The following is a 24,984-nucleotide window of genomic DNA, read 5'->3' as shown; positions in this document are numbered from 1 at the left end:
GTTTAACTGCTTATCAATCCATTCAACAAGCTCTGTCTATTGATGGCTCCCTTTTTTCCCCTAGTTGAGCAATTACGAATATTGTTAGTAAACTTTTTGGGTTTAGTCGCACGACCTTCTCTCAGTAATGAGACATGAAAGTCTCTTTTACTGATGTCTATGCCTAAGACTGTTGATGTCATTGTTTGCTCCAGATGTACTCCGATTTATGAAAGAACCGACAGGCAATTGAAGACTAACCTTGTCAATGCAGGCTTTCCCGATAATACCGAGAGCCTCAGATACTGTCCAGTGTTATGTGCGCCTGTCATCAGTAATGGGAGCTTATCTACGCAACAGACTTATGCAGTCTAAGGGGCGGGCCAACTTCACCGATTGCTGATGTCCTATAGCCAGCACTTTCGCCTGTTACAGAACCTTTTCTACCAAACTTTCCTTTTTTCTTTAGATTCACTTGCTGTCGGTACGAGCGACTGACTGTCGGTACGAGCGAATGATTGTCGGTACGAGCGAATGATTGTCGGTACGAGCGCCTGAAAGTCGGTATGAGCGCCTGAAAGTCGGTATGAGCGCCTGAAAGTCGGTACGAGCGAATGATTGTCGGTACGAGCGACTGATTGTCGGTACGAGCGCCTGATTATCGGTACGAGCGCCCACTTGTTGGGGCGATCGACTAACTCACTCACTCTTTTAAGATACAAGGGGCGGGTTTTACCAATAATATTTAATAACAGCAAACAATCTACCTAAAGCCGCCCCATACAACTAATAATCTACATCAACCCTTTCTTTGATATAATAAAAAAATGTATATTCCAATTGACCGTTGAGCGGGGCGGGTTTACGAGATTGTTGGTTTTAGGCATAGATGGTTGGTAAAACCCGCCCCTACGAATCTGAAATTATAGTTGATTTTTCAGGTAAAATTAATATGAGAACTCAAGCTGCTGCTAGCTGTACTTGTTCTGCTGCTTTGGGCAAAGTCTGATTTACCACAATCCACTTGCCTGTAAGTGGGTCGCGATAAGTAATAAACGGATTAGATTTTAAAGGTTGACTGCAAGGTTTAGCGGCCATTTCTACACACTCCCAATAAATGGTATTGAATAACTACTACAACACCATACCTTTAATAATCGGCTATTTTGCCTCAAATCCGCGTGATTTATACCTGAACAATAGGTGATATTTTAGGTATATTTTGGTGACATAGAACACTGCATGATGTGATTTAAAACTGCGTTGGCAGTGAGCAGTATCACCAAAAACCTTCCGTAAAAAAAATCTGCCTTCTGGTTTTTACCTTCTACCTTTAAGAGGGCCACTATTTTCAGTATACATCTGATATTATTAAGTAAGGTAAAGACGTTTATCAGAGATCCCCTCACAAACTTATGGTGCTATTTGGATTTGGCAAAAAGTCGAGCCTGCCCTCTCCCCAAGAGGCATTACCGGGACGGGCAGAGTCGATGTCGGTACCGGCAACTCACTTTGTTAACGGCAATCCGCTCAAACCTCCCTTTCCAAACGGCATGGAGACTGCGTTGTTTGGCCTGGGCTGTTTTTGGGGAGCAGAACGCAAATTTTGGCAGCAAAATGGAGTTTTTTCGACGGCTGTTGGCTACGCAGCCGGGATTACTCCGAATCCTACTTACAACGAAGTTTGCAGCGGGATGACGGGACATAATGAAGTAGTTCTGGTTGTGTTCGATCCCAAAGTAATTAGTTACGAAACGCTGCTCAAAGTTTTTTGGGAAAGTCACAATCCTACTCAAGGAATGCGTCAGGGCAATGATTCGGGTACTCAGTATCGATCGGGAATTTACACATATTCAGCCAGCCAAAAGCAGCTAGCTGAATCTTCGCGAGATGCTTACCAGCAGGCTTTGACGGCGGCCGGTTACGGCAAGATTACCACTGAAATTATTGATGCTCCTGAGTTTTATTACGCAGAAAGCTATCATCAACAGTATCTTGCTAAAGAGCCGAACGGTTATTGCGGTTTGGGCGGTACTAAGGTTTGTTTGCCTGCTATGTCTCAGGCTTAAGACTTTACGTGCCTTATGGATAGGGACACATAGATCATAACCAAACATTGTTGTGTCCCTACAAAATATCTGGTGGGGCGGGATTCTAGCCCGCCATAAAAAGCCGAATATGTTAGTAGTTTTAAAACAGGTAATAAATGCTGACTGCTGTTGTAATTATCAATTTACTAATATCTCTGGTTTGCTTTTATATAGCTGCGAAGGTGTGGAAAATCAGGCGGACGATCGCACGTTTGGAAATTCGGATCGCAGCAATCGAACGCTGTAGCAGCAATATCCTCAGTATGTCGCCGGATTTCCTTGGTAAAAGGCAGCAAGGTACCCGCCAACTACGAGGGCGTTATCAACAACTAGAACTGCAACTGGAACAGGTTCAGCAACTTTTGGGATTGCTGGGTTTGGGACGGATGCTTTGGTCCAGGCGCGCTCGACGTTTGAGGTAAGCTATCCTAAAATTGTCGCCTGTGCTGACTCCCTAGGGTTTTCAACAATATTTCTACCTTTGTAAAGGGCTGCGATCGGGCAAACGCCCCTAAAATTGGTGTATGGAGAGAAGTTATAAAAATGTCAACTAAACGTTCAGGATTATTTATTGGCGGTTTGCTTGTGGGTTCTGCGATCGGGGCCGTGACTGGCTTGCTGATGGCACCGCGACCGGGCAAGGAGACGCGGCAGATATTGAAAAAATCGGCCGATGCTTTGCCGGAGTTGGCGGAGGATTTATCGACTAGCGTGCAGTTGCAGGCCGATCGACTTTCTGAAACTGCAATCCGAAATTGGGACGAAACTTTGATTAGACTCAAAGAGGCGATCGCGGCAGGTTTGGAAGCGACTCAGCGGGAACGCCAAACACTGTCGGAAGCTGAAGCTGAAGTGAGTCCCCCGTCGCGCCCTCCCATCCGCTAAATGGCATGAAATTCTCAACCCCCCATCCCAGATTCAAGTGAGTGATCCCATATTTTGGCTAGGACTTTCGATTTTGCTAGTGGCAGTTAGCCTGACTGCTGTTTTAGTGACTTTAATACCTGCGGTGCAAGCGCTGGCGCGGGCGGCCCGCAGCGTGGAAAAGCTCGCTGACACGCTTTCTCGCGAATTTCCGCCCACTTTGGAGGCGATTCGGTTGACGGGGCTGGAAATTAGCGAGTTGACGGATGATGTCAGCGAGGGAGTACAAAGTGCGGGCGAGGTTGTCAAACAGGTCGATCGAAGTATTGGTAGCGCTAAAAAGCAGGCGCAAAATGTGCAGGTAACTACTCGCAGCGTGGTGACTGGGATTAAGGCTGCTTGGAAAACTTTAACTCGCAAGCCACCGATTTCTGGGGCAAATCGCCGTTCAACAGAGAGATTGTCGCCGAGTCAAAGAAGTGCAATTTCGCTGAGGGATTCGGGTTTGGAGGATAGGTATTCTGGGCTTTACGGTGCGGGTGCGAGTAATGGGGAATCGCCACGGTTGAGGGGTAGTGAGGGTTCGGGTTCGCCGGGGGATGCGGAAGATTTTGAGGAAGTGCGATCGAACGATTCTTGATTGCACCCAATTCCTCATCATCCCTCAACAGCACACCCATCCCACCAGCAAGGATTCTTATCAATAAAATCCATTAAAGCATCATACTTAGGCGAACCCTTTTGTTCCACATATTCCAAAGCCCCCCAACTTCCCCACTTAGTAAATTTACTCACGTCCACAAAGTGCATGAAAAGACTGCCTCCAGCTTGTTTCCAACTATTCAGTAATTGGGTGTAGATATCATACATTTCTGGGCGCCTATTTAATTCCATAAAAAACTGAGTCAGTTTTTCGTTATTCTCAACTCCTTCAATACCTACAATATGTTGACCGCCCTCGTAAACAAATAACTTGAGGCCTTTTTTTTGAGCCACATCTAAGAAATACTTAAAGTCATTCTCAACATCGGGCAAACTATCTTTGAACCCCGGCAGTAACCCGCCCTCTCTTAATTGCTTAAAAGCTTTCCCAAATCCGCCATCTGCGTCATTCAACCAAGACTCTACTGTGCTGACATTTTCTTTCCCGCCCAAGTTGCCACTAAAATATCCAGCTATTGCTAGGGCATCAATACCGTGTTGATAACAAGGTTTATTGCCCTCAGCCACCCAATAGGAACACTCTAAAGAATAAGTTTCTAACTCTCTCCAAGCTCTTTGAGTTCCTAACACGCAGACAACTCGATTCTTTTGATCCCCAAAAACGCCTTTCCAGATATCGCACATTTGAGCACTACGCATTCCGTGCCATTGCATAAAAGCATCGCCTTTATCCCCCCACCTCGCTTTACCTTGTTTCAAAGCATAATGCGCTTGTGGAAATGACCAATTCCAAACCTCATTAGAATACTCTACATTAACTTTCAGCTTGGGATCTAAACTATCTTTGACCATTTTAGCAAAGTTAGTCAAATATTCATCCGTAGCCTGATGTGGCATATTAAACCAGGGTTCTGCTTGGACTTTGTTAGATAAATTCACCATAACTTCTATGGGAACATTTCCTCTGTAAGCATAGGATATACTCTCTGGTTTAGGTCGGTTTGACCATTCTTTTTGTTCAGAACCATTTGTCCCCATCCAGTCCATAAAACGCAAGACTCTAAATTTTTTAATCTTGTCTATAAACAGCGGATTAAATATTTCACCACTTTGAAAAAGCTGTTCATCTTGGGAGTGAACAACTTTAATATTGCGGATATAGTTCCCTGTTTTCTTGGGATCGGTAACAGTAATTATAATCATTATGCCTCCGCCTTGTGTGGCATCGACATTAATGATATCCCTCCCTGGTTTCGACGCAGCCTCATCTTTTTTGGCATCAAAGCTATATTCGATCGCACCTTCACCCTCATAAGTAACAATATATTGCCCTGAAGGATAGCGATTGGGGATTTCCCTAAGTAATAGCGTACTTACCCTAGTATATTTAGGAGCCTCTTCGGGAGATGGGAGAGACTTAACCCACCCATTTTCATCAAGATTTAAAAGATTATACTCCTCTGTATCCCATTCACCTTTACAGTTTGCTTGTCCGCTAACGCATTGAGTTATCCATTGTCTAGAAGATTTGAAAGCATCTAAAAAGGGTAATTGTGTTGACCAGTCAGCAATACCATTAAGCCCAACTCCTAAAGAAGAGCGAGAATTTGATGTATTTTGTACATCGGCCCGCACAGCTACTGTGTTATTTACTTGCCGTACTGGTGTGGGAGCAATATTATTTGTTAAAGCCCAACATCCGGGAATGAAAATGACAAAAATTAATAAACCTAGCACAAAGCCCAGAGCTTTTTTGTTCGATCTGATACTTAATCGAGACATAAATTTGACTAATTTGATTGTTTTAGGTAAAATCGAAGCGGATGTGGTCAGTTTTAATTTTGATATTTTATCAAAAAGTTTTTTCTCAAACTATCAGCTATAAGATTATTAACATTTTTGCCTCTCTGTGGAGGGGCGAGATCACTTTCTGTCCCCAAGTGCGATCGCACATCTAATCCTCTTTATCCAAATCTTCTTTTTTCGGAGTTTCTGAAGTTGAGGGGAATTCTAATCTGATGTTAATATCAATTGATATTGTATTTTTCTCAATCACACCTATACCAACTATTTTTACTAATGCTTCTGTAGGTACAGAATTATTTATTTTAAATTCAGGAGAAGACAGAGTTTTATATCCGGCTTCCTGTAGCCGATCGCAAATATTGCGCCAATTTCCTACAGGTTCGTTAGGTACATCTGCGAGTTTTTTAACATATTGGTATAAAGTTTTACATAAATAAACTTCTGCACTTTTGGAACTCTGAAACAGTTGGCGGGCGATTTCGGCGGGACTGCAACCGGAAAGCAATCCTCGCAGGTAAAGTTTTTCTGTTTCTGTTAGTCCCCGGCGCGATCGAGGAGAGATTTGCCGTTTAGCTTCTGCAAAAGCTTGGTACAGTCTTTCTAAGTCCCAGTGTTTGGCGGCTTCGGCAAATAAGTCTTCTTTTGATGCCATTGTCGGGTGTGTTGAGATGTGGCTAACGATAGCATAACCGAAATTGCTAGCGTTTGTTAGTTGTTTGCTAGCTTTACTTACTGTATTGTTATATACATCAAACATAGTTGAGTTTGTTGGGGCGGTGGGACGCCGAGTCGGAATACTCAGATTCAACAATGGGCGCGATCGTTTTTGACAAGAAATCATTTATTTAATACAAGCAAACACGCGGTAAGTCTCTGTACTTGTCCCGGTTCAACACGAGGAAATAACGTGTCTAATTTTTTTACGCCGGATTTTAATAACTAATTTCCGCTTGTTTGTCGCTGTTGCTTGTAGTTATAATCTTCATCGTAGTCAATAGTACCGAGCAATTCCAATATTTTTAGTTGCTTGCGACGTTGAATGTACTCGCATAAAGCCGCTTCCATTAATGTATTAGGTGTTGGATGATTACTCAAATCAAGGGCTTCTTGAAGAAGAGTTTTGTCAATTTCGAGCGTAGTTACCATGTATTTTCCTCATGCAAGTAGGGTATGACGCAATTGTCACCGAACAATGCTGTATTTTTAGTGTCACACTGAAAATATATCAATGGGCGATCGCATCTGAACTCAGAACTTCCGGCGTGACTCGTCGCCAAGTTTCTCCCCAAAGAAAGAAATCCTGATTCGGCGTAATGCACCAACTTCCATGTATAATTGCCATATTGATTAGATTGTGATGGAAAAAAATATTGGGTTTTCTTGCGTTAACCCAACGGACGAGAAAAGACTGAAAAAATGGCCGTAGTGGTAAACCACTAACATCAAGCCTTAAATAACTTTACTGGAAATATACCTCAAAAAATATGAAAGCATCAGAAACTAAACTACAAAAAATCCTAGAAGGAACCCAACAATATCTTGTTCCGCTATTTCAACGTCCTTATAGCTGGGAAAAACAACAATGGGAAAACTTATGGAATGATCTGATAGACTTGACAGAACAGGAAACTATAACACCTCATTTTATGGGTTCTATTGTCACATTACAAACTATTTCTGTACCTGAAGGAGTATCTAAATATTTATTGATTGATGGTCAACAAAGACTAACAACTATTTTAATTTTATTGGCTGTTGTACGCGATCGCGCCAAACAACAAAAAGAAACAAATAAACTAGCAGAGCAAATTAATAATACTATTCTAATTAATCCTTATGAAACAGGTTTAGAACTATATAAACTACAACCTACTCAAGCAGATCGCTGGAGTTTTCATCATATTATCGATCATGGTTCTCTTAATTCTGAAACCTCTTTAATTAATGAGTGTTATCGCTTTTTTGACAAAAAAATAAGTCAGAAAAACATTGAATTGAGCTTGATTAAAACAGCCATTATTAGCGGTTTTTCCTTGGTTAGTATTCTTTTAGACAAAGACGAAAATCCGCACTTAGTTTTTGAAAGTTTAAATGCTAAAGGAAAACCATTAAGTCAAGCTGACTTAATTAGAAACTACTTTTTTATGAAGATTAATGAAGAAGAACAGCAGAAAAATTATGCCAAATATTGGGAACCGATGCAAGCTGCTTTAGGTGATAATTTGACTGAGTTTATTCGTCATTATTTAATGAAATATGGTCGGGAAGTTAAAAACGACCAAGTTTATTTGACATTAAAGGATAGGGTTAATGTCAAAAATGCTTTAGAATCTTTAGAAGATTTAGCTAAATTTGCTGATTACTACAATAAACTAATTAATCCTAGTCAGGAAACCAATAAATCTATTAATAGTTTGCTGATGCGGATCAAACGACTAGAATTAACTACAGTCTATCCATTTCTACTCAATTGTTATGATGATTACAGCGAAGGTAAATTTTCAATTGATGAATTTGTCGAAGTCTTAAAGATTCTTGAAAATTTTATTATTCGGCGTTTTGTTTGTAACCTTCCCACTAACTCCCTAAACAAAATGTTTCCTTCTCTATACAGTCAAATCAGACAAAAAATAGATCAAAATTTTATGGTGGGATTAAAGGAAACTCTTAGTAGCAAAAACTATCCCAAGGACGAGAAGTTTAAATCAATGTTAAAAGAAGTAGAACTTTATGGTGTTAAGAAGTCAGAAAAGGCTAGACTAATTTTAGAATCAATGGAACAATCATTCGGTCATAAAGAAGGGGTATCTTTCAATAATCTTTCAATTGAACATATTATGCCCCAAAAGCTAAATAAAGATTGGGAAAAATCTTTAGGGGAAGATTGGGAAATAACTCACGAACTTTTATTACATACGCTGGGAAATTTAACTTTAACAGGATATAATCCCGAACTTTCTAATCATCGTTTTCCCAAAAAGCGGGAGATTTTACTAGAAAGTCATCTGGAATTAAATCAGTATTTTCAAGAAAAAACAACCTGGAATAGAGCAGATATTGAACAGCGATCGGAAGATTTAGCCGAAATTTGCCTGAAAATATGGCCCTACTTTGGGGAAGGATCGGGACAAGAAAAAGTTGAGGGTATAGTTAGGGGAACAAAACCGAAATTTTTGTTTGTAAATAGCAAAAAATATACGGTTAAAACCTGGCGTGATGTGTTGGAAACTACCCTAAATATTGTTGCTGATTTAGATCAAGATAAGTTTCAGAAACTTGTTCAAGATTCTCCTCGTTTTGTGAATTGGAATGATCAAAATTTAAGAGATTCCAGACAACTAGAAAACGGGGCATTTATTGAAGTTAATTTATCTGCTGAAGATATTAATTCATTTTGTTTAAAAGTTATTGAAAGAGTAGGATTAAGTTCCGAAGATTGGCAAGTTGAAACGTTTCTGCGATAATTGGTTCGCCTTGCAAGATTTCAGGGTGACGTGTGACATAACGCGAAACAGATTGTGTAGTCATCGGAGATTAACAGGACAGATCCATCTTTATTATAGCTTAAGCTAAAACTCGGTAAAAGATTCAGGGCGGTGGTCATCCCAAGTACCAAAGTGGGCCCTTATCCTATCCTAAATCTCACGCGGGCGATCGCCCTTTTTTCCCAAAGTGCGATCGCCCTATAATTTCAGCCTGGCAACAACTGTCAAATTCAACAGAGCGATCGGTATAATTAAAAAATCAACATCAAATACAGTCAATTAATGCCATGATTGCTAATTTGCCCATCAAGCTGCCTCACTTACCCAACAGCTTGCCCAGCGAAGGTTCTGTCCGCATAGAGTTAGTCAACGGACTCTTAATATTTAGCGCTTCTATTCAAACCCAGGAACGAATTCAAACTTTAACAGCTCAACAACAAGCATCAAATCTCACTCCCGAAGAACAAACAGAATTGGATGGATATCGAGAATTCATTAGCTATCTAAATTTGGTAAATGAAACCATGAAAAATACTTTTCTATATCCTTTGCGAGGCACTGTCATTGGCTATGATGAGCCGTTTGAACCTGCGGTTTCCTTGGAAGATTGGGAAGTGTTACAATGATTTTACTAGATACTCATATATGGGTTTGGTGGGTTGACGATAACACACGACTGACTCAGAAACATCGGGACTGGATACAACAATATCAATCTCAAGGTTTAGGAATCAGCATCATTTCTTGTTGGGAGGTTGCTAAATTAGTAGAAATGGGAAGACTTACTTTGTCCGTTACAGTTGATGAGTGGTTAAAACAAGCTTTGGCTTATCCCGGAGTGCAGCTACTCGAACTCACCATTCCCATCATTGTCGAGTCAACTAAACTCACAGGTTTTCACCGCGATCCAGCAGATCAAATCATTGTGGCAACTGCGAGGATTTGCGGGTGTCCCTTACTAACTGCTGATGCAAAAATTCTGGCATATCCTGATGTACAGACTCTTCAGTGACAGGTAAAAAATGCCTTAAGACGAATCTTTAGGTTGCGTTAGGATCGCGAATTAAATAACTTACAATTTTAATTGTTATTGTGGGATGGGCGTCCCGCCCGTCCTTTTTGGACGGGCGGGACGCCCATCCCACTTTCAAGAGTGGAAGTTATTTAATTCTCATTTTTTAGTCAGTTTGTCGGCATCTACGAAGACTCGTCAAAGCTCGATCGCCCTTTTTTCCCAAAGTGCGATCGCTCTTATTTAAATAATGTTAATATCGAAGCATGGATAGTGTGTACAGACTGCAAGGCGTTGAGTTTGAATGGGACACAAACAAATTCCAGATTAACCTAGAAAAGCATGGCGTTAGCTTTGAAGAAGCCGCAGAAGTTTTTTTCGATCCATTCTATCAGGAGGGAGATGCAACGGCTAATGACGAACAGCGTAACTTTATCCTGGGTTACTCCGGCACTCAACGCCTATTACTGGTTGTTTATGTAGAACGCAGCTTGCGAATACGCATCATTTCTTCCCGTCCTGCTACCCGCACTGAAAGGAAATTATATGAACAATTCTGAAGAAGAAATAAAATTGCAAGTGCGACCTCGTACAGGGGAAAGAGTCTCGCTAAACATTCCAATAGATACTTTAGCATCACTTGAGAAAATAGCGGCAAATCGAGATATGTCTGTAGAAGCCTTGCTTAAGTTTTATATAGGGCAAGGTTTACGGGAAGACTTAGCTAAAGTATTTTCAGAACGCTTGCTGGACAAAACTGCTCAAGTTTTAGCTAGACACCTTGAGTCAGCCGAAGAAATATCAACTATTATTCGAGAAATTCAAGCTGAAACAGCACGTTAAATGATGGCGCGATTTAAGTACAAAACTAAAAGGCGATCGCCCTTTTTTCGCAAAGTGTGATCGCCCTTATCTAACTTCTATTCCCCTCACATTACTAAGCCACTGCAAGTTCATATTGCAGAACTAAAATTTCATCAGCTTTCAACATAGCCATAGCATATTCACTCCCTTGACTATCAGCAAACTCCACTAAATACTGACATTCCTTTTCCGTATCATACACTTCAATAATAGTTCCCACAAGTCCAACTGGCAAACTAGAAATAGATGCGTATTCTGGTTCCACTAGCGCTAATCGCGTATTTGAAATCGGCTTGAGAATCGCAACAGAATCCAAAACTCTAAAGTGTTTGATCATAGTTTAAGAAAAGCTGAAATCCAACAACGGTTAGAATTAGTTGAAGTAATCCCCCAGAAATACCTTCTCAAGGTTTTTAGGGGCAGGTTTAGTTAGGATATACGCAATCGCAGCGAGTTTACCCATTTCACGCACCCGCCCTCCCCACGCTAGGATATAGGCATTACTTAGGCCTTAAGTTCGCGCTGCTAAACTCAGAAGCCACAATCATCGACCCAATCCCCGCATCCGTAAATATTTCTTGCAGCAAAGCATGAGGAATTCTACCGTCAATAATGTGAGCACCATTCACACCCTGAGCCAAACTCCGCACACAACAATTAACTTTCGGAATCATCCCCCCAGAGACAACTCCCGACTCAACCAACTGTCTCGCTTCCTGAATATCTAACTTAGCAATCAGACTCTCTGGCTTGTGATAATCCTCTAAAATTCCCGCAGTATCAGTCATCAAAATCAACTTTTCTGCTCCCAAACCAGCCGCAATTTCCCCAGCCACTGTGTCAGCATTAATGTTGTAAGATTGACCTTTTTCATCCGCCGCCACGCTCGACACCACCGGAATATAACCGCTGTTCACCAAAGACTCTAAAATCTGGATTTTCACGCCGCTGACTTCACCCACAAATCCAATTCCTTCCCGGCCATCTGGACGAGCTTGAATCAGATTGGCATCCTTGCCACACAATCCCACTGCTTTGCCGCCAGCTTGGTTGATTAACGAAACAATTTCCTTATTTACTTTCCCAACCAAAACCATTTCTACAACTTCCATTGTCGCCGCATCAGTCACCCGCAAACCATCCTTAAATTGCGGCTCAATTCCCAATTTTTCCAGCCAAATATTAATTTCCGGGCCGCCGCCATGAACCACAACCGGACGCATCCCCACGCAAGCTAGCAGCACAATATCCCGAACCACCTTGTCTTTGAGATTGCTATCTTTCATCGCCGCACCGCCATATTTGACCACAATGGTGCGACCGGCAAAGTGTTGAATGTAAGGCAGTGCTTCGGACAGCACCTCTACTCGATTAGTGTCCGAATTCCTAACAAAATCGCTTTGTTTGAGCATGGGTAAATTACAAAAGACTAAAAACTTAATTCTAAACTTTAATGGCTAAAGCACATATTAACAGCCACAAAAATCACTTTTTCCCTTCAAGTTATGGACGCACAGGTCCGATCGCCTTTATTGAACCCCATCCTCAAAAAAAGCATAGGTTTTTTTTATAAAAGCATTAAAATTTATGTATTATAACTTATACATTTTTTGCTACAGTCAATAAATGTATAACTCCCTAGATTTACTTAACGTTTTATGTTAACTGCTGTCGCCCAAAACTCCGAAAACCTTCAGTACAAGCTACCATCAGAGGCTGAGTCTTCCCCCCGGATGACGGTATTTTGCGATTTAGACGGGCCCATAGTCGATGTGTCCGATCGCTACTATGCCACCTATCAACAGGGATTAGCCGATACTCAAGCAGCTTATCTCGATCGGGGAATCAACCTCAACCTTCAAATCCTCAGCAAACAGCAGTTTTGGCAGATGAAGCAAAACCGAGTGCCCGATGCTGAAATAGCCAAAAGTTCCGGCTTGTCGGGAGAAGAAATTCACGTTTTTCTCGGATGCGTGAGTCAGATTGTCAATCAGCCAGACTTGTTGCACTTAGATCGCATCCAGCCGGGAGTGCAATGGGCGATCGGACTTCTGCACTCCCGCGGCGTGCGACTGATATTAGTTACCCTGCGACCGAGAAATCAAGCCGTTCAACTGTTACAAAATTACGGTTTAGCCAGACTGTTTACCAGCATTCGCGGAACTCAGATGGCGGATGCCGCCTATCACAACTATACAGCCTTAAAAACTGAATTGTTGGCTGAAGTGGCAGAAGAATTTGAGTCATCCCTGGGTTCGGCTTGGATGATCGGAGATACAGAAGCAGACATCCTCGCAGGAAAAGCATTGGGAATACCTACAATTGCCGTTACCTGCGGAATTCGCAGCCGCTATCAACTGCAAAAGCACCAGCCTAATTTCATTCTCAGCGATTTGATTATTGCCGTTCATCACTTATTAGGTTCGGCTCAACAAGTAATAGTAGAATGACTACAGTTAACTGTTGACTGTTGACTGTTGACTGTTGACTGTTGACTGTTAACTGTTAACGAATGACTGTTAACGAATGACTAATGACTAATGACTAATGACTAAGGCTTTTCTACATTTTTGGTCATTTCCCACAAGCGATTGAGCGGGAAATAAATCACCGGAGCCCAAAGACTGCTAAGAATAGCAGAACACAAAGCCACTCGCTGGTGATAGCTCCAAATTTCCAGTAAAGCCCGATCGCCCATAGAAAAAAATTGCAGCCCCATCACCGTTTCCGCTACCACCGCCATCCCAAACACAATTAGCGCGATCGGAATCGGATCTCTCTCAACAATATCTACCGGAATCGACCAGGTTTTCTGCAAAACAACTGTTAAGACTCCTACAACTACTAGACTCACAGCGTGGCTGGGATGAGGAGCCGTCATCGCATCTTGAAGAAACCCCAAAACCAAGCCCATGCTAGCAGCTCCCCAAACTGTACGTTTCCGCTTAATACTCCAAGCTACCAACCAAATTAACAGCCAGTTCGGTCCAATTCCCAGCAATTCCATTCCCGGCAGCCGAGTGGGCAATATCAGTATGCACAGCATCACAGATAGAAATGTAACTGCGAAGTTGAGAAATGGGCGCGATCGCGAAGACATCCGAGATAAAGCTTTCATTGTTGCTGTGCTCCCTCAGATGCTGCTGAAGATTGACTCTGTAAATCTTTCGTTTCGGCTTGCTTAGAGTGGGGGTAAACCACCGCCCACTCCAGAGCATTCATCGGTGCAGAGAACTCAACAACAGCTTCTGGAGCCGGAGTTTTATTCATATCCACCGAAACCACTTTTCCCACCGGCAAACCAGGAGGGAACAACTGACTAAAAGAAGAGGTTGAAACCACATCCCCAGGCTTGACATTGGGAACATTATCAAAAAACTCCATCACAGCCTGATTACCGCCTTTCCCGCGCATAAAACCCATGTGGCGACTGCGGGTAATTCCCACACCCAATTGACTTGTAGCGTCGCTGACTAACAGCACCAAGCTAGTATTAGGAGTAACGCTGACAACCCTGCCTACCAAACCGCCGGGGCCCATGACAGTAAAATCTGTTTTGATGCCATCCTTACTGCCACGCCCCAAGGTTACTTGCTGCCACCAGTGGTCGGCGCTGCGACCGACAATAGGAGCTACAATCCCTGCTGGTTTCTTAGCCGAAACGTAACCTAAAAGCTCTTTTAGCTTCTGATTTTGATTTTCTAATTCTAATACCTGCGCTTGCAATTCTTGAGTGCGCGCCGAGATGAGTTCCTCTTGCCCAGAGCCGTTGGCGTGAAACGGACGAGTCACCCAATTGTAGACTTCAAATACTGCCTCACCTTGTGTTTGCCGCACTCCCCAAGCGGCAGTTACAGCTAAACCTAAAAGAGCTATTGGCAGTCGCAGATCCCACCACTTTCGGAATGTATTTTTTAGCATAATTTCACTAATCTAAAATTGTTAAGTCAGGATTTTAGATTTGAGATTGCAGCCGTATTTCTAAATCCACAATCCCAAATTTGTTAACTACATATTACGCGACGACTGCCCGCTGAAAACCCGTTCCAACTGTTTGTTTTCCAATACCCTACCAGTTCCCAGAACCACGCAGCACAGCGGATCTGCTGCCACGTGAGTGACAATTCCTGTTTCGTGACTGATCAGAGTATCTAAACCTTTCATCAGCGCGCCACCACCAGCCAGCATAATTCCCCTGTCAATAATATCTGCTGCTAATTCCGGGGGGGTGCGTTCCAAAGTACGCTTGACAGCTTCCACAATTACTGAAAGCGGTTCCGACATACTTTCGCGAATTTCTGGGCCTTTGATAGTAACAGTTCGTGGCAAACCCGACAGTAAGTGCAAGCCCCGCACTTCCATCATTACATCGTCATCCTCTGGAGTTGGATATGCAGAACCAACCTGAATCTTAATTTCTTCAGCAGTGCGTTCGCCGATGACCAAATTGTGAACTTTTTTCATGTATTGGACGATCGCCTCATTGAGTTCGTCGCCGGCTACCCGCACAGACTCACTGATCACCGTACCTTGCAAACTCAAAACCGCAACTTCCGTCGTACCTCCGCCTATATCTATAATCATATTGCCAGTCGCCTCAGCAACAGGCAGCCCAGCCCCGATCGCCGCAGCGATGGGTTCATCAATTAACCGTACTTCTCTAGCACCAGCCTGAGTCGCCGCCTCAATGACAGCACGCCTCTCGACTCCGGTGACACCACTGGGGATGCCAATAATTATCCGTGGCGAAACTAAGCTTCGGCCTTCGTGAACCCTGCGGATAAAAGTCTTAAGCATGAGTTCTGCCGTATCGAAGTCTGCAATTACCCCGTCGCGAAGCGGGCGCAGTGCTATGACATTCCCTGGCGTGCGGCCGAGCATTTTTTTGGCTTCTTCTCCAACAGCCAGCGGTATTTTTAAATCTTGGTCGATCGCCACTACAGAAGGTTCCTGCAGAACAATACCTTGGCCCGATACATAAACGAGCGTGTTAGCAGTACCGAGGTCGATACCCATATCTCTAGATAACGAAAATCGATTGAGAAGACCCACTGATTCGTACCCCCCCCAAAAACTAAAATACTATTGTGTGCAATAATGTTGTTACAAAAGTGTAACCGAGGTGGATTCTATTACGTTTTTCATCCTGAGTCTAGTCAGAAATGTACATTGTCGAGCTCAGGTTGAGCGCAGACTTGCCAATCATCCACCATCAATATGTTCTCCTAACTCGATGTACAATCAGGATGAAGCCTCACAAGCGTTGTTCCAAGTTCAGTTTGGAGGCTAATGCGCGTGTGGACTGTTTAACTACATCACCGATCGACCACATTCCCAAAAAAGTTTATGAGTCTTAATGTTGTGACTTTAGTAGGCCGCGTCGGCGGCGACCCGGACGTGAAGTATTTTGAGTCGGGTACAGTCCTATGCAAGTTGACGCTGGCAGTGAGAAGACGATCGCGCAATAACGACGAACCAGACTGGTTTACTCTAGAAATCTGGGGCAAAACAGCGCAAATCGCTGCTGATTACGTTCGCAAAGGCGCTCAAATTGGAGTGACAGGCTCTTTGAAGTTTGATCGCTGGCAAGACCGCAGTACAGGAGCTAATCGCTCAATGCCAGTAATTAGAGTAGAGCAATTAGACTTGCTGGGTTCCAAGCGCGACAATGAGTCGGGTATGTCGCAACACAACAGCGAATTCTAGCGTTTGGGGAATTAGGGAATTAACATTTGTGAATTGGGTGGGTGCTCGTGACTTCAGAAAAGTTAGAAATTGTTCAAACTGAGTACCAAGCTGGGCAAGTAGCTTTTGAGAGTGGCCGGTATGCTCAAGCTGTGCAGAGTTTAGAAACAGCTACCGGTTTAGTCGATCGAAATTCCCGGTTGGGCGGTGAGGTACAGATGTGGCTAGTGACAGCCTACGAAGCCTCTGGCAATACAGAAAAGGCGATCGAGCTTTGCCGCAAGCTCACCCGCCATCCCCGCCAAGAAACCCGCCAGCAAGCAAAGCGCTTGCTGTTCATTCTCGAAGCTCCTAAACTCACTATCCCTCCTGAATGGATGGTGAAAATCCCAGATTTGGCAGCTTTAGATGAAAATCAATCAATCAGTTTTCAAGCCAATCCGAACGCTGATATCAAGTACGCTAAACCCAAGCCAGTCGTACCAGAGCCTGTAGATTTGAGCCAGGTTAATACGAAAGATAATAGGTTTATTTGGGTAGCGTTAATTGCGATCGGGCTAATTTTAGGTGGCTTATTTCTTAGTTATTAAAAGTAATGGCAGATATTCAAATCAGCGTCGAAGGACAAGATGCAGTTGCGGCTACGGAAGAATTGTTTGCGATTTCTGGCTTGTCGGGAAATTGGGAAACGGTGGGAGATGATGAAAAAGAGGGAATTTTAGCAACTGTTGGCGCTATTGTAGCTATTGCTGGCGGAACTCTCGCCATAGCAGAACAAATTCGCAAGTGGTATCAAGAATACAAAAAAGGCAAATCTGGTAAAAAAATTGAGAAAGTTTTAATTGTTGGTAGGCGCGGGCGTCGGTTGCTGTTGGAAAATGCCACCATTGACCAAATTAAGCAAATCCTGGACGAATAAACGGAGAGGGCGGGCACCAGGGCACCGCCCCTACGAAACCTCGTAATCGGGACGTAGAGATATCCGAACTAAATCGCAAAATATCCGGGAAAATAAAAATAAAATCGTATTCAACTTTAATCTTATGCAAAATATAAATTATAACTGTGAAAATTATACACCTAGACCTCAAAACTGTTCAAGATAATTATGTTGAATTTCGCTATTTTTTAGACAATCCCAATCATTATGAATCGAGGCGGCTGTGTCTGACAGAAATTGCCGATTTAATTAAACTTGCCGAACAAGACTATTATGTGGCTCTACCAGAAAGCTATCCTGTGACGGGAAAACGTTTATTTGACTGGCTTGATGGCACCGAACGCCTGTTTTCTCGGAAAATTGCAGAGTTGGGTAGAGAAAGCATTATTTTAGCCATCGCAACGGCAGAAAGACTCGCTCATTTGCCTTGGGAAGTGCTGCACGATGGCCAGAGTTTTTTGGTAGCAAAGCCCCAGCCCATTGTGCCGGTTCGCTGGATGTCTTCGGACAGCATTAAAAAGTTGTCACTTGATGAAGCCATGCCGGAAAATAGAGCGCTGAATCTCTTATTTATGGCAGCTTCGCCGCTGGATGTAGAAGATGTGCTGGATTTCGAGAAGGAAGAAGGATTGATTCTGAAAGCAACAAAGGATGCGAGGCAAGATTTAGCCCTAATAGTTGAAGAAAGTGGCTGTTTGACGGAATTGGGATATTTAATTGATAGTCATGACAAGGGATATTTTGATGTTTTCCATTTGACAGGTCATGGTACTATTAATGATAGCGGTGAACCGCGTTTTTATACCGAAACAGAGACTGGTAAAAATTATCCAGCTAGCGGTCAAGATATCGCTACTTCATTGAGATTTCGTCTTCCTAAACTACTATTTATGTCGGGTTGTCGGACGGGACAGCGTGGCAAATCGGGGTTGATTCCTTCCTTGGCTGAAGAGTTGCTGAGTTTCGGCGCTAAAGCTGTTTTGGGTTGGGGCAAAAAGGTGAGAGAAGAGGATGCGACGGCGGCCGCAGCAGCGCTATATAAGAGCTTGGCGGCAGGTTACGAATTGACGGAGGCTTTGGGTTCTACTTATCAAGCTTTAATTGCTCACCAGGCGCGAGATTGGCATTTGTTGCGGCTTTATGTAGCGGGAAATATGCCGATCAATTTGGTTACGACTGTGAGGACTCGCGGGCGGAAACGCGCACCGAAACCGACGGTTACAGAGCAGTTTTTGGATGCTGCGGGGCAGCAGGTAAAAGTCCCAACTCGCGAAGCTTTTGTGGGACGGCGGCGGCAAATTCAAAACTGTTTGAAAGAATTAAAATTTCCCTCGGTTCAAGTGGGTGTTTTGATTTACGGCATGGGAGGTTTGGGTAAAAGTAGTTTGGCTTCTAGATTGTGCGACAGATTGACGGAATTTGATAAGATTGTTTGGTCGGGAAAAGTTGATGAAGCAAGTTTGCTGAGTAAGTTGGGCGACAAGTTACAGAAGTTGCAGCGATCAGCTTTGCAGCGAGATGATGAGGAGTTGAAATATCGCTTGCGCGACCTATTTTGGGCTTTGGAAGAAATGGCAGAGTCCTCGGATAAAACGGGTTCAGGCGGGAATGGGAAGCCGTTTATGTTGGTTTTGGATGATTTTGAAAATAATTTAGAATCGCGACCAAATAGTGGCGATTATGTGTTACTGCCGGAAATGGCAAGGATTTTAGAGGCTTTGGTTTGGGCAATTCAAGAAACTAATGCGCCTCACCGTTTAATTCTCACTTGTCGTTACGATTTTGATTCGCGGCTGTTGCGGGATTTCTACAAGCAGTCTTTGGATGGTTTTAAAGGCGCAGATTTGCAGAAAAAATGCAGTCAGCTTGAGGCTTTTGCGCCAGGATCTAAGGTGGATGAGAAATTGAAATCGCCAGCACAGAATTTGGCAGATGGAAATCCTCGGTTGTTGGAACGGTTGAATTTGGTGTTGCTAGCTGAACAACTGGATGTAACTGCGATTTTGGCACAAATCGAGAAGACAACTGCGGAGTTTCGCGAAGATATTTTGAATCAGGAATTGTTGAAGCAGCTATCACCTAAATTGACAAATCTGCTGGAGTTGGCATTAGTTTATCAGTTACCAGTGCCGGGGGAAGCGATCGCCGCTGTTTGTACCAGCATTGCCGATATTGACAAAAATATCAACCGCGCCATAGCCTTGGGCTTGTTAGAAGTCAGTCCAGATTCATCGCTGCGAGTACCCCGGATTTTGTCGCTAAATTTGCCGGAGGATAGCGAAGGTTTGCATCGACAAGCGGCTGAGGTTTTGTATCGTCTCTGGTTGGAGGAAGCGGAATATTCTACCGAGGAAAAGGGGTTAGAAATTCATCGGTTGGCGATGCTGGGAAAAGTGGAAAATATTTCGGTAGAAATTGCCGAGTTTTTGACACATCGGTGGAGTAATCAAAGTCGATTTCGCGAATCTGTGAAAACTTGCGATGAGACTTTAGCAGTTTTTCCAAATTATCGCATTTTCCACAGTTTGGCTCGTTCTCAATCTGAATTGGGTGAAACGGATGCAGCAAAAAAGTATTACCAACAAGCACTAGATGAGTGTCCGCCCGCCGACGAAAGAGTAAAAGCAGCCATTCTTCACAATCGAGCAATAATTTATGCCAATCAAGGGGAAATAGCCAAGGCGATCGCATTTTATGAACAATCTCTCGAACTTCATGAAAAGATTGGCGATGTTCGAGGGAAAGCTGCTACTTTGCACAATCTAGCAGGAATTTATGCCAATCAAGGAGAAGTAGCAAAGGCGATCGCATTTTATGAACAATCTCTCGAACTTACGGAAAAGATTGGCGATATTCAAGGGAAAGCTGCTACATTGCACCAACTAGCAGGAATTTATGCCAAGCAAGAGGAAGTAGCCAAGGCGATCGCATTTTATGAACAATCTCTCGAACTTACGGGAAAGATGGGCGATGTTCAAGAGAAAGCTGCTACTTTGCACTGTCTAGCAGTAATTTATGCCAATCAAGGGGAAGTAGCCAAGGCGATCGCTTTTTATGAACAATCTCTCGAACTTGAGGAAAAGATTGGGAATGTTCAAGGGAAAGCTGCTACTTTGCACTGTCTAGCAAGAATTTATGCCAATCAAGGGGAAGTAGCAAAGGCGATCGCACTTTATGAAGAATCTCTCGAACTTGACGAAAAGAGTGGCAATGTTCAAGGGAAAGCTGCTACTTTGCACAATCTAGCAATAATTTATGCGAATCAAGGGGAAGTAGCCAAGGCGATCGCATTTTATGAAGAATCTCTTGAACTTTACGAAAAGATTAGCCATCTTCAAGGGAAAGCTACGACTTTGCACAATCTAGCAGGAATTTATGCCCATCAAGGGGAAATAGCCAAGGCGATCGCATTTTATGAACAATCTTTGGAACTGAAGGAAAAGATGGGCGATGTTCAAGGGAAAGCTGTTACTTTGCACGGTCTAGCAATAATTTATGCCAATCAAAGGGAAGTAGCAAAGGCGATCGCATTTTATCAAGAATCTCTCGAACTTACGCGAAAGATTGGCGATGTTCAAGGGAAAGCTGCTAATTTACACCAACTAGCAGGAATTTATGCGGATCAAGGGGAAATAGCCAAGGCGATCGCATTTTATGAACAATCTCTCGAATTTTACGAAAAGATTGGCAATGTTCAAGGGAAAGCTGCTACATTGTACCAACTAGCAGGAATTTATGCGGATCAAGGGGAAATAGCCAAGGCGATCGCACTTTATGAAGAATCTCTAGAACTTCAGGAAAAGATTGGTAATATTCAAGGGAAAACTGCTACTTTGCACCAACTAGCAGGCATTTATGCGGATCAAGGGGAAGTAGCAAAGGCGATCGCACTTTATGAACAATCTCTCGAACTTACGGAAAAGATTGGGAATGTTCAAGGGAAAGCTGCGACTTTGCACAATCTAGCAGGAATTTATGCGACTCAAGGGGAAGTAGCAAAGGCGATCGCACTTTATGAAGAATCTCTCGACCTTAAGGAAAAGATTGGCAATGTTCAAGGGAAAGCTGCGACTTTGCACAATCTAGCAGGAATTTATGCCAAGCAAGGGGAAGTAGCCAAGGCGAGCGCATTTTATGAACAATCTCTCGAACTTAAGGAAAAGATTGGCGATGTTCAAGGGAAAGCTGATACTTTCGCAATGTTAGGACAGTTGTTAGCAGATGAGAAAGGAGATTTTGACACAGCCTTGAATTATTTACAGCAATCTTTGGACATTTTTCAGCATTTGCGATCGCCCGAGGCGGACAAAGTGAGAGAAATTATTGCTAGGGTTCAGCAGATGGCTGGGGATTGATGGATGCACTCTAACTTAAGAAACCGGGTTTTTCGCAGTTTTTCGGTGGTGTATCGATGTTTTTGGAAAAAACCCGGTTTCTGGCCACGCATACAACCGAAGAAACCGGGTTTTTCGCAGTTTTTCCTTGGTGTATCGATGTTTTTGGAAAAAACCCGGTTTCTGGTCACACCCAAAATCGCTAAAATAAAACAAAGACCAAACCAGAAAGCGATTATTGTGAGCGATTCAACCGTAGACCAGATTTTGAAATTGGCCTCTCAGCGCGCGGATGCCGCTGAAGTATACTACCTGTCGAGTCAAGACACCCCCATCGAATTTGAAAACAATCGCCTCAAATCCCTGCAAACCAAAGCACTGCAAGGCGTAGCACTCCGGCTGATTTACAATGGCAAAATCGGTTTTGCCAGTTCCACAGATTTAACACGGATAGACGATTTAGTAGATGCAGCGATTCAAACAGCCGAAATCGGCGACCCCGCAGAATTTGAACTCGCCTCCAACTTCCACCTAAAAGGCCCGGAAACCACCTACACTCCGCCCACAACTCAAGAATTAGTCGAAAACGGCAAAAACCTCATCGAGCAAGTTCACGCCTACAATCCCGATATTATGGTAGATGTCGGCTTCCACGTCCGAAGTGGCCGCGTGAAAATTGCCACCACGCAAGACCTGTATGCTGAAAGAAGCAGCCAAATAGTCAGCGGCTCGATCGCCGGAAATTTGGTAAAGGGAGAAGATTTTATGCAAGCATACAGTTACGACGTTGCGCGCGATCGTCCCCTCGACACCAACAGCATCCTCGAATCACTCCTCGAAAAATACCGCCTCGCAGAACATTCAGCCACCATCGCCAGCGGTTCCTACCCAGTATTATTTACCCCCAGAGCCGCCGCTAGCACCCTCGGCGGCTTGTTTGATACCATCCTTTCAGGTCAAGCAGTAGTTCAAAAAGCCTCTCCCCTAGCCGACAAAATCGGCGAAACCTTATTTGACGAACGCTTTACCTTTTTTGAAGACCCCACTTTAGGCCCTTCTGCTTGTCCCTTTGACGACGAAGGTACGCCCACCACCCGCAAAATCTTGATAGACAAAGGTACTGTCACCGGATTTTATTGGGATCGCAGGTGGGCCGCTCGCGCCGGTGTACAATCAACCGGCAACGGTTTTCGTGGCGGATTGTCTCGCCCCGGCCCTGATTTGACTAACTTTTGCATTTCCCCAGGAAATACCGCCACTCAAGACTTGATTGCTAGCATGGACGAAGGTCTAATAGTAGAGCAGGTTTTAGGCGCCGGTCAGTCCAATCAGTTAGCTGGGGAATTTTCTGTCAATTTGGACTTAGGCTATAAAGTAGAAAAAGGCAAAATTGTGGGTCGCGTCAAGAATACAATGGTGGCAGGCAGCATTTTTGAAGCGTTTAAAAATTTGGCAGATTTGAGTAGCGAAGCCGAATGGGTAGGCGGTGCAGCCTATTTGCCGAGTATGCTGTTTCAACAGTTGGGTGTAGCTTCGAGGCAATAAGTTCAGTGCGGTTAATTCCAGGTGACGCTGATACTGTTGCTAGAAAAATTTTAGCACTCACCTCAAAAAAAACTGGTTTCTGCCACAAAGCATCTGTCAAATCGCCCTGCGGTAGCCCATAAACCTGGTTTTGGGTATGGGGTTCGCAAGTCCAGACATGGAAATAAAAACACAGAAACAGTGCCGGCAATTCAACGCTTTGCTAATTCATGCAAATAGGAAAAAACAGGGAAAAAGGTACAATGAAAGAGCAAAATGTCAAGGATGGAACTCGGAAGAAGAAAAAGCACTTTTTCTTTCTTTTACCTTTGGTTTTTTGCCTTTTAACTCTAGTGACTGGATGCGTTCAGTACGATGTCGGGGTTAACTTTGAGAGTCAAACTCGTGGCGAAATCGTGCAGCACATTAAACTGGGGGAAAGGTTGACGAGCTTCAGCAGCGAAACTGTTGCAGAATGGTTGAAAAGCGTAGAACGCCGGGTGAGGTTGCTGGACGGACAAACTAAACGGCTTTCCCCCACAGAAGTTCTAGTGAGGATTCCATTCAATAATGGAGCCGAGTTGCAAGACAAGTTCAACCAATTTTACAATCCGATCGCACAAACCCCAAAACCTCGGGTTGCAAGTCCGCTAGAAACCGATTTGCCGCAGTTTGAATCTCACCTGAATGTCAAGCAGAATAATTTGTTATTGGTGCTGCGAAATCGGTTGAGTTTGGAATTGGATTTGCGCTCTCTTTCACTGCTTTCTTCTAATGGCAGTCTGCTGCTGAGTCCGGGGGGACTTTTGGAGCTAGACTTTAGCTTGAACACGCCTTGGGGCGCCGAAAGTATTGAAACTGTCGCCGGTGCGCTGGTTCCCGAAAGCTATCAGCAAGGAAAACAGTTAGTTTGGAAGCTCAAACCCGGAGAAGTTAACTATTTGGAGGCGATATTCTGGATTCCCAGTCCCGTAGGAATTGGGGCGCTGATTATTGCCTTATTTGTGGCGGCGGGCATTGCTTTGAAATATAAAATATTGCCAGCACTTGGAATCGGCAAGAAACCGCAAAACATCGGCCAAACCTAAAGAGGATATGTCCTGCAGGGGCGGGTTAACCAATCTCTTCAATCAACTCTCTGAGTTCCAATAAGCCCGCCCCTCCCCGGATATTATGGTTAATTGACCCATTTGATGTTATCAAAAAAACTGGCAGCATCTGCCAAAAGACAGTTGACGATGGGCCAAGAATTTGCTTAACCTGAATTGAGAATTAGGAACAGAGAAAATGCGAGCGCTAAATTTCTTCTTCATCTTTCTGATTTGCTTGGCTCTAGTATTTTTCAGCATCGAAAATACACAGTCAGTCGCGATTCAAGTTATCGAAGGCGTCCAAGTTAAAGCTCCGCTGTGCGTAGAACTAATTGTAGCGACCGGATTAGGGGCAACACTAGCGTGGCTGTTCAGTCTGTGGTCGAGAATGCAGCGAACCCTTGCGTTGCGCCAAGAGATGCGCCAAGTTCGCGAAAAAGAGCAGCGGATTCAAGAATTAGAACAAAATCTGGAACGCTATAAAGCCGAAGTAGAAGTCCAACAACCTTTGTTAGAAAGTGCAGAACCGATAAGTTTAGAAATAGCAGCCATTGAGGCAAAAGCTGCTGAAATAACCGCCAATTAACTTGATATGCTCTCTCGTCTTCCCAGAGGCAAAATCTAAAATCTAAAATCTAGAATCTAAA

At 43.6% G+C, this 24,984-nt stretch carries 27 protein-coding genes; 17 read left to right on the top strand and 10 right to left on the bottom strand.

All coding sequences use genetic code 11. The annotated features are described in order from the left end of the window. Nucleotides 1-422: 422 nt before the first annotated feature. Nucleotides 423-737 carry a hypothetical protein gene (locus tag QUA36_RS14910; RefSeq protein WP_333458230.1) on the bottom strand — a complete coding sequence of 105 codons (315 nt, stop codon included), beginning with the start codon at nucleotides 735-737 and terminating at the stop codon, nucleotides 423-425. Between the two features lie 202 nt (nucleotides 738-939). After that, on the bottom strand, nucleotides 940-1,077 hold the full coding sequence (locus tag QUA36_RS14905) for a hypothetical protein (protein ID WP_333158105.1): 138 nt from the start codon (nucleotides 1,075-1,077) through the stop codon (nucleotides 940-942). Nucleotides 1,078-1,394: 317 nt separating this feature from the next. On the opposite strand from QUA36_RS14905, the gene msrA reads away from it, so the two are divergent. From msrA to QUA36_RS14885, 4 genes are all read left to right on the top strand, one after another. Continuing rightward, nucleotides 1,395-2,048 carry a peptide-methionine (S)-S-oxide reductase MsrA gene (msrA, locus tag QUA36_RS14900; protein WP_333458229.1) on the top strand — a complete coding sequence of 218 codons (654 nt, stop codon included), beginning with the start codon at nucleotides 1,395-1,397 and terminating at the stop codon, nucleotides 2,046-2,048. 137 nt (nucleotides 2,049-2,185) lie between these two features. Next, nucleotides 2,186-2,491: a hypothetical protein gene (locus QUA36_RS14895; RefSeq protein WP_333458228.1), complete on the top strand. Its 306-nt coding sequence runs from the start codon at nucleotides 2,186-2,188 to the stop codon at nucleotides 2,489-2,491. A 121-nt stretch (nucleotides 2,492-2,612) separates the two neighbouring features. After that, on the top strand, nucleotides 2,613-2,954 hold the full coding sequence (locus tag QUA36_RS14890; RefSeq protein WP_190663664.1) for a YtxH domain-containing protein: 342 nt from the start codon (nucleotides 2,613-2,615) through the stop codon (nucleotides 2,952-2,954). A gap of 37 nt (nucleotides 2,955-2,991) precedes the next feature. Beyond that, nucleotides 2,992-3,573: a DUF948 domain-containing protein gene (locus tag QUA36_RS14885; protein WP_333454359.1), complete on the top strand. Its 582-nt coding sequence runs from the start codon at nucleotides 2,992-2,994 to the stop codon at nucleotides 3,571-3,573. 17 nt (nucleotides 3,574-3,590) lie between these two features. Here the strand turns inward: QUA36_RS14885 and QUA36_RS14880 are convergent, their stop codons facing one another. The 3 genes from QUA36_RS14880 to QUA36_RS14870 form a co-directional block, all read right to left on the bottom strand. Then, on the bottom strand, nucleotides 3,591-5,378 hold the full coding sequence (locus QUA36_RS14880) for a cellulose-binding protein (protein ID WP_333458227.1): 1,788 nt from the start codon (nucleotides 5,376-5,378) through the stop codon (nucleotides 3,591-3,593). Nucleotides 5,379-5,550: 172 nt separating this feature from the next. Continuing rightward, nucleotides 5,551-6,159 carry a DNA-binding response regulator gene (locus QUA36_RS14875; RefSeq protein ID WP_333458226.1) on the bottom strand — a complete coding sequence of 203 codons (609 nt, stop codon included), beginning with the start codon at nucleotides 6,157-6,159 and terminating at the stop codon, nucleotides 5,551-5,553. Between the two features lie 182 nt (nucleotides 6,160-6,341). Continuing rightward, complete coding sequence (locus QUA36_RS14870) at nucleotides 6,342-6,548, bottom strand: type II toxin-antitoxin system VapB family antitoxin (RefSeq protein WP_333158117.1); 207 nt, start codon at nucleotides 6,546-6,548, stop codon at nucleotides 6,342-6,344. 338 nt (nucleotides 6,549-6,886) lie between these two features. Here QUA36_RS14870 and QUA36_RS14865 point away from each other — a divergent pair, with 338 nt between their 5' ends. The 5 genes from QUA36_RS14865 (at nucleotide 6,887) to QUA36_RS14845 (ending at nucleotide 10,742) form a co-directional block, all read left to right on the top strand. Next, the gene (locus QUA36_RS14865; protein ID WP_333458225.1) at nucleotides 6,887-8,866 is read left to right on the top strand and encodes a DUF262 domain-containing protein; all 1,980 of its coding nucleotides are present in this window, start codon (nucleotides 6,887-6,889) and stop codon (nucleotides 8,864-8,866) included. 308 nt (nucleotides 8,867-9,174) lie between these two features. Next, nucleotides 9,175-9,513: a hypothetical protein gene (locus QUA36_RS14860; protein ID WP_015174148.1), complete on the top strand. Its 339-nt coding sequence runs from the start codon at nucleotides 9,175-9,177 to the stop codon at nucleotides 9,511-9,513. After that, the gene (locus QUA36_RS14855; protein ID WP_333158121.1) at nucleotides 9,510-9,899 is read left to right on the top strand and encodes a type II toxin-antitoxin system VapC family toxin; all 390 of its coding nucleotides are present in this window, start codon (nucleotides 9,510-9,512) and stop codon (nucleotides 9,897-9,899) included. The genes QUA36_RS14860 and QUA36_RS14855 overlap by 4 nt, the downstream gene beginning before the upstream one ends. A 266-nt stretch (nucleotides 9,900-10,165) precedes the next feature. Beyond that, complete coding sequence (locus QUA36_RS14850; RefSeq protein ID WP_333158123.1) at nucleotides 10,166-10,459, top strand: BrnT family toxin; 294 nt, start codon at nucleotides 10,166-10,168, stop codon at nucleotides 10,457-10,459. Then, complete coding sequence (locus QUA36_RS14845; protein ID WP_333158125.1) at nucleotides 10,446-10,742, top strand: hypothetical protein; 297 nt, start codon at nucleotides 10,446-10,448, stop codon at nucleotides 10,740-10,742. The genes QUA36_RS14850 and QUA36_RS14845 overlap by 14 nt, the downstream gene beginning before the upstream one ends. Nucleotides 10,743-10,836: 94 nt before the next feature. On the opposite strand, the gene QUA36_RS14840 is transcribed toward QUA36_RS14845, so the two are convergent. After that, nucleotides 10,837-11,100, bottom strand: a complete 264-nt coding sequence (locus tag QUA36_RS14840) for a DUF4926 domain-containing protein (protein ID WP_333158127.1) — start codon at nucleotides 11,098-11,100, stop codon at nucleotides 10,837-10,839. A gap of 163 nt (nucleotides 11,101-11,263) precedes the next feature. Then, on the bottom strand, nucleotides 11,264-12,175 hold the full coding sequence (gene argB / locus QUA36_RS14835) for an acetylglutamate kinase (protein ID WP_190663671.1): 912 nt from the start codon (nucleotides 12,173-12,175) through the stop codon (nucleotides 11,264-11,266). 246 nt (nucleotides 12,176-12,421) lie between these two features. Between argB and QUA36_RS14830 the strand changes: the two genes are divergently transcribed. Then, nucleotides 12,422-13,213, top strand: coding sequence for an HAD family hydrolase (locus QUA36_RS14830; RefSeq protein ID WP_333458224.1), 792 nt, complete (start codon nucleotides 12,422-12,424; stop codon nucleotides 13,211-13,213). Nucleotides 13,214-13,314: 101 nt separating this feature from the next. Here QUA36_RS14830 and mreD read toward each other — a convergent pair whose 3' ends face one another. The 3 genes from mreD to QUA36_RS14815 form a co-directional block, all read right to left on the bottom strand. Further along, nucleotides 13,315-13,881 carry a rod shape-determining protein MreD gene (mreD, locus tag QUA36_RS14825; protein WP_333458223.1) on the bottom strand — a complete coding sequence of 189 codons (567 nt, stop codon included), beginning with the start codon at nucleotides 13,879-13,881 and terminating at the stop codon, nucleotides 13,315-13,317. Further along, entirely contained in the window at nucleotides 13,878-14,684 is an 807-nt protein-coding gene (gene mreC / locus QUA36_RS14820) for a rod shape-determining protein MreC (RefSeq protein ID WP_333454460.1), read from the bottom strand. The genes mreD and mreC overlap by 4 nt, the downstream gene beginning before the upstream one ends. Before the next feature lie 87 nt (nucleotides 14,685-14,771). Next, entirely contained in the window at nucleotides 14,772-15,779 is a 1,008-nt protein-coding gene (locus QUA36_RS14815) for a rod shape-determining protein (RefSeq protein ID WP_015174156.1), read from the bottom strand. A gap of 330 nt (nucleotides 15,780-16,109) precedes the next feature. On the opposite strand from QUA36_RS14815, the gene QUA36_RS14810 reads away from it, so the two are divergent. The 7 genes from QUA36_RS14810 (at nucleotide 16,110) to QUA36_RS14780 (ending at nucleotide 24,923) form a co-directional block, all read left to right on the top strand. Next, nucleotides 16,110-16,469, top strand: a complete 360-nt coding sequence (locus QUA36_RS14810) for a single-stranded DNA-binding protein (protein WP_333454459.1) — start codon at nucleotides 16,110-16,112, stop codon at nucleotides 16,467-16,469. Between the two features lie 47 nt (nucleotides 16,470-16,516). Beyond that, nucleotides 16,517-17,038 (top strand): tetratricopeptide repeat protein, encoded by a 522-nt coding sequence (locus QUA36_RS14805; RefSeq protein ID WP_333345848.1) that lies wholly within the window; start codon nucleotides 16,517-16,519, stop codon nucleotides 17,036-17,038. Between the two features lie 5 nt (nucleotides 17,039-17,043). Beyond that, nucleotides 17,044-17,367 (top strand): hypothetical protein, encoded by a 324-nt coding sequence (locus QUA36_RS14800; RefSeq protein ID WP_333158141.1) that lies wholly within the window; start codon nucleotides 17,044-17,046, stop codon nucleotides 17,365-17,367. Between the two features lie 146 nt (nucleotides 17,368-17,513). Continuing rightward, complete coding sequence (locus QUA36_RS14795; protein ID WP_333454458.1) at nucleotides 17,514-21,743, top strand: tetratricopeptide repeat protein; 4,230 nt, start codon at nucleotides 17,514-17,516, stop codon at nucleotides 21,741-21,743. 219 nt (nucleotides 21,744-21,962) lie between these two features. Next, entirely contained in the window at nucleotides 21,963-23,267 is a 1,305-nt protein-coding gene (locus QUA36_RS14790) for a TldD/PmbA family protein (RefSeq protein ID WP_333458222.1), read from the top strand. A gap of 242 nt (nucleotides 23,268-23,509) precedes the next feature. Further along, nucleotides 23,510-24,334, top strand: coding sequence for a DUF3153 domain-containing protein (locus QUA36_RS14785; protein ID WP_333458221.1), 825 nt, complete (start codon nucleotides 23,510-23,512; stop codon nucleotides 24,332-24,334). A 199-nt stretch (nucleotides 24,335-24,533) separates the two neighbouring features. Next, on the top strand, nucleotides 24,534-24,923 hold the full coding sequence (locus tag QUA36_RS14780) for a LapA family protein (RefSeq protein WP_333158149.1): 390 nt from the start codon (nucleotides 24,534-24,536) through the stop codon (nucleotides 24,921-24,923). Nucleotides 24,924-24,984 lie beyond the last annotated feature (61 nt).

Origin of the sequence: Microcoleus sp. Pol10D4, from assembly GCF_036701555.1 — a bacterium.
In the GTDB taxonomy this organism is placed as follows: Bacteria; Cyanobacteriota; Cyanobacteriia; order Cyanobacteriales; family Microcoleaceae; genus Microcoleus.
This window is presented reverse-complemented; position numbering and strand designations above follow the sequence as displayed.

Excerpts from the sequence above, each read along its gene's own strand:
- QUA36_RS14870 (WP_333158117.1), bottom strand. The coding sequence starts at position 6,548 with ATGGTAACTACGCTCGAAATTGACAAAACTCTTCTTCAAGAAGCCCTT.
- argB (WP_190663671.1), bottom strand. The coding sequence starts at position 12,175 with ATGCTCAAACAAAGCGATTTTGTTAGGAATTCGGACACTAATCGAGTA.
- QUA36_RS14875 (WP_333458226.1), bottom strand. The coding sequence starts at position 6,159 with ATGTTTGATGTATATAACAATACAGTAAGTAAAGCTAGCAAACAACTA.
- QUA36_RS14880 (WP_333458227.1), bottom strand. The coding sequence starts at position 5,378 with ATGTCTCGATTAAGTATCAGATCGAACAAAAAAGCTCTGGGCTTTGTG.
- QUA36_RS14780 (WP_333158149.1), top strand. The coding sequence starts at position 24,534 with ATGCGAGCGCTAAATTTCTTCTTCATCTTTCTGATTTGCTTGGCTCTA.
- QUA36_RS14890 (WP_190663664.1), top strand. The coding sequence starts at position 2,613 with ATGTCAACTAAACGTTCAGGATTATTTATTGGCGGTTTGCTTGTGGGT.
- QUA36_RS14785 (WP_333458221.1), top strand. The coding sequence starts at position 23,510 with ATGAAAGAGCAAAATGTCAAGGATGGAACTCGGAAGAAGAAAAAGCAC.
- QUA36_RS14905 (WP_333158105.1), bottom strand. The coding sequence starts at position 1,077 with ATGGCCGCTAAACCTTGCAGTCAACCTTTAAAATCTAATCCGTTTATT.
- QUA36_RS14865 (WP_333458225.1), top strand. The coding sequence starts at position 6,887 with ATGAAAGCATCAGAAACTAAACTACAAAAAATCCTAGAAGGAACCCAA.
- mreD (WP_333458223.1), bottom strand. The coding sequence starts at position 13,881 with ATGAAAGCTTTATCTCGGATGTCTTCGCGATCGCGCCCATTTCTCAAC.
- QUA36_RS14850 (WP_333158123.1), top strand. The coding sequence starts at position 10,166 with ATGGATAGTGTGTACAGACTGCAAGGCGTTGAGTTTGAATGGGACACA.
- QUA36_RS14810 (WP_333454459.1), top strand. The coding sequence starts at position 16,110 with ATGAGTCTTAATGTTGTGACTTTAGTAGGCCGCGTCGGCGGCGACCCG.
- QUA36_RS14895 (WP_333458228.1), top strand. The coding sequence starts at position 2,186 with ATGCTGACTGCTGTTGTAATTATCAATTTACTAATATCTCTGGTTTGC.
- msrA (WP_333458229.1), top strand. The coding sequence starts at position 1,395 with ATGGTGCTATTTGGATTTGGCAAAAAGTCGAGCCTGCCCTCTCCCCAA.
- QUA36_RS14800 (WP_333158141.1), top strand. The coding sequence starts at position 17,044 with ATGGCAGATATTCAAATCAGCGTCGAAGGACAAGATGCAGTTGCGGCT.
- QUA36_RS14840 (WP_333158127.1), bottom strand. The coding sequence starts at position 11,100 with ATGATCAAACACTTTAGAGTTTTGGATTCTGTTGCGATTCTCAAGCCG.
- QUA36_RS14845 (WP_333158125.1), top strand. The coding sequence starts at position 10,446 with ATGAACAATTCTGAAGAAGAAATAAAATTGCAAGTGCGACCTCGTACA.
- QUA36_RS14855 (WP_333158121.1), top strand. The coding sequence starts at position 9,510 with ATGATTTTACTAGATACTCATATATGGGTTTGGTGGGTTGACGATAAC.
- QUA36_RS14860 (WP_015174148.1), top strand. The coding sequence starts at position 9,175 with ATGATTGCTAATTTGCCCATCAAGCTGCCTCACTTACCCAACAGCTTG.
- QUA36_RS14830 (WP_333458224.1), top strand. The coding sequence starts at position 12,422 with ATGTTAACTGCTGTCGCCCAAAACTCCGAAAACCTTCAGTACAAGCTA.
- QUA36_RS14815 (WP_015174156.1), bottom strand. The coding sequence starts at position 15,779 with ATGGGTATCGACCTCGGTACTGCTAACACGCTCGTTTATGTATCGGGC.
- mreC (WP_333454460.1), bottom strand. The coding sequence starts at position 14,684 with ATGCTAAAAAATACATTCCGAAAGTGGTGGGATCTGCGACTGCCAATA.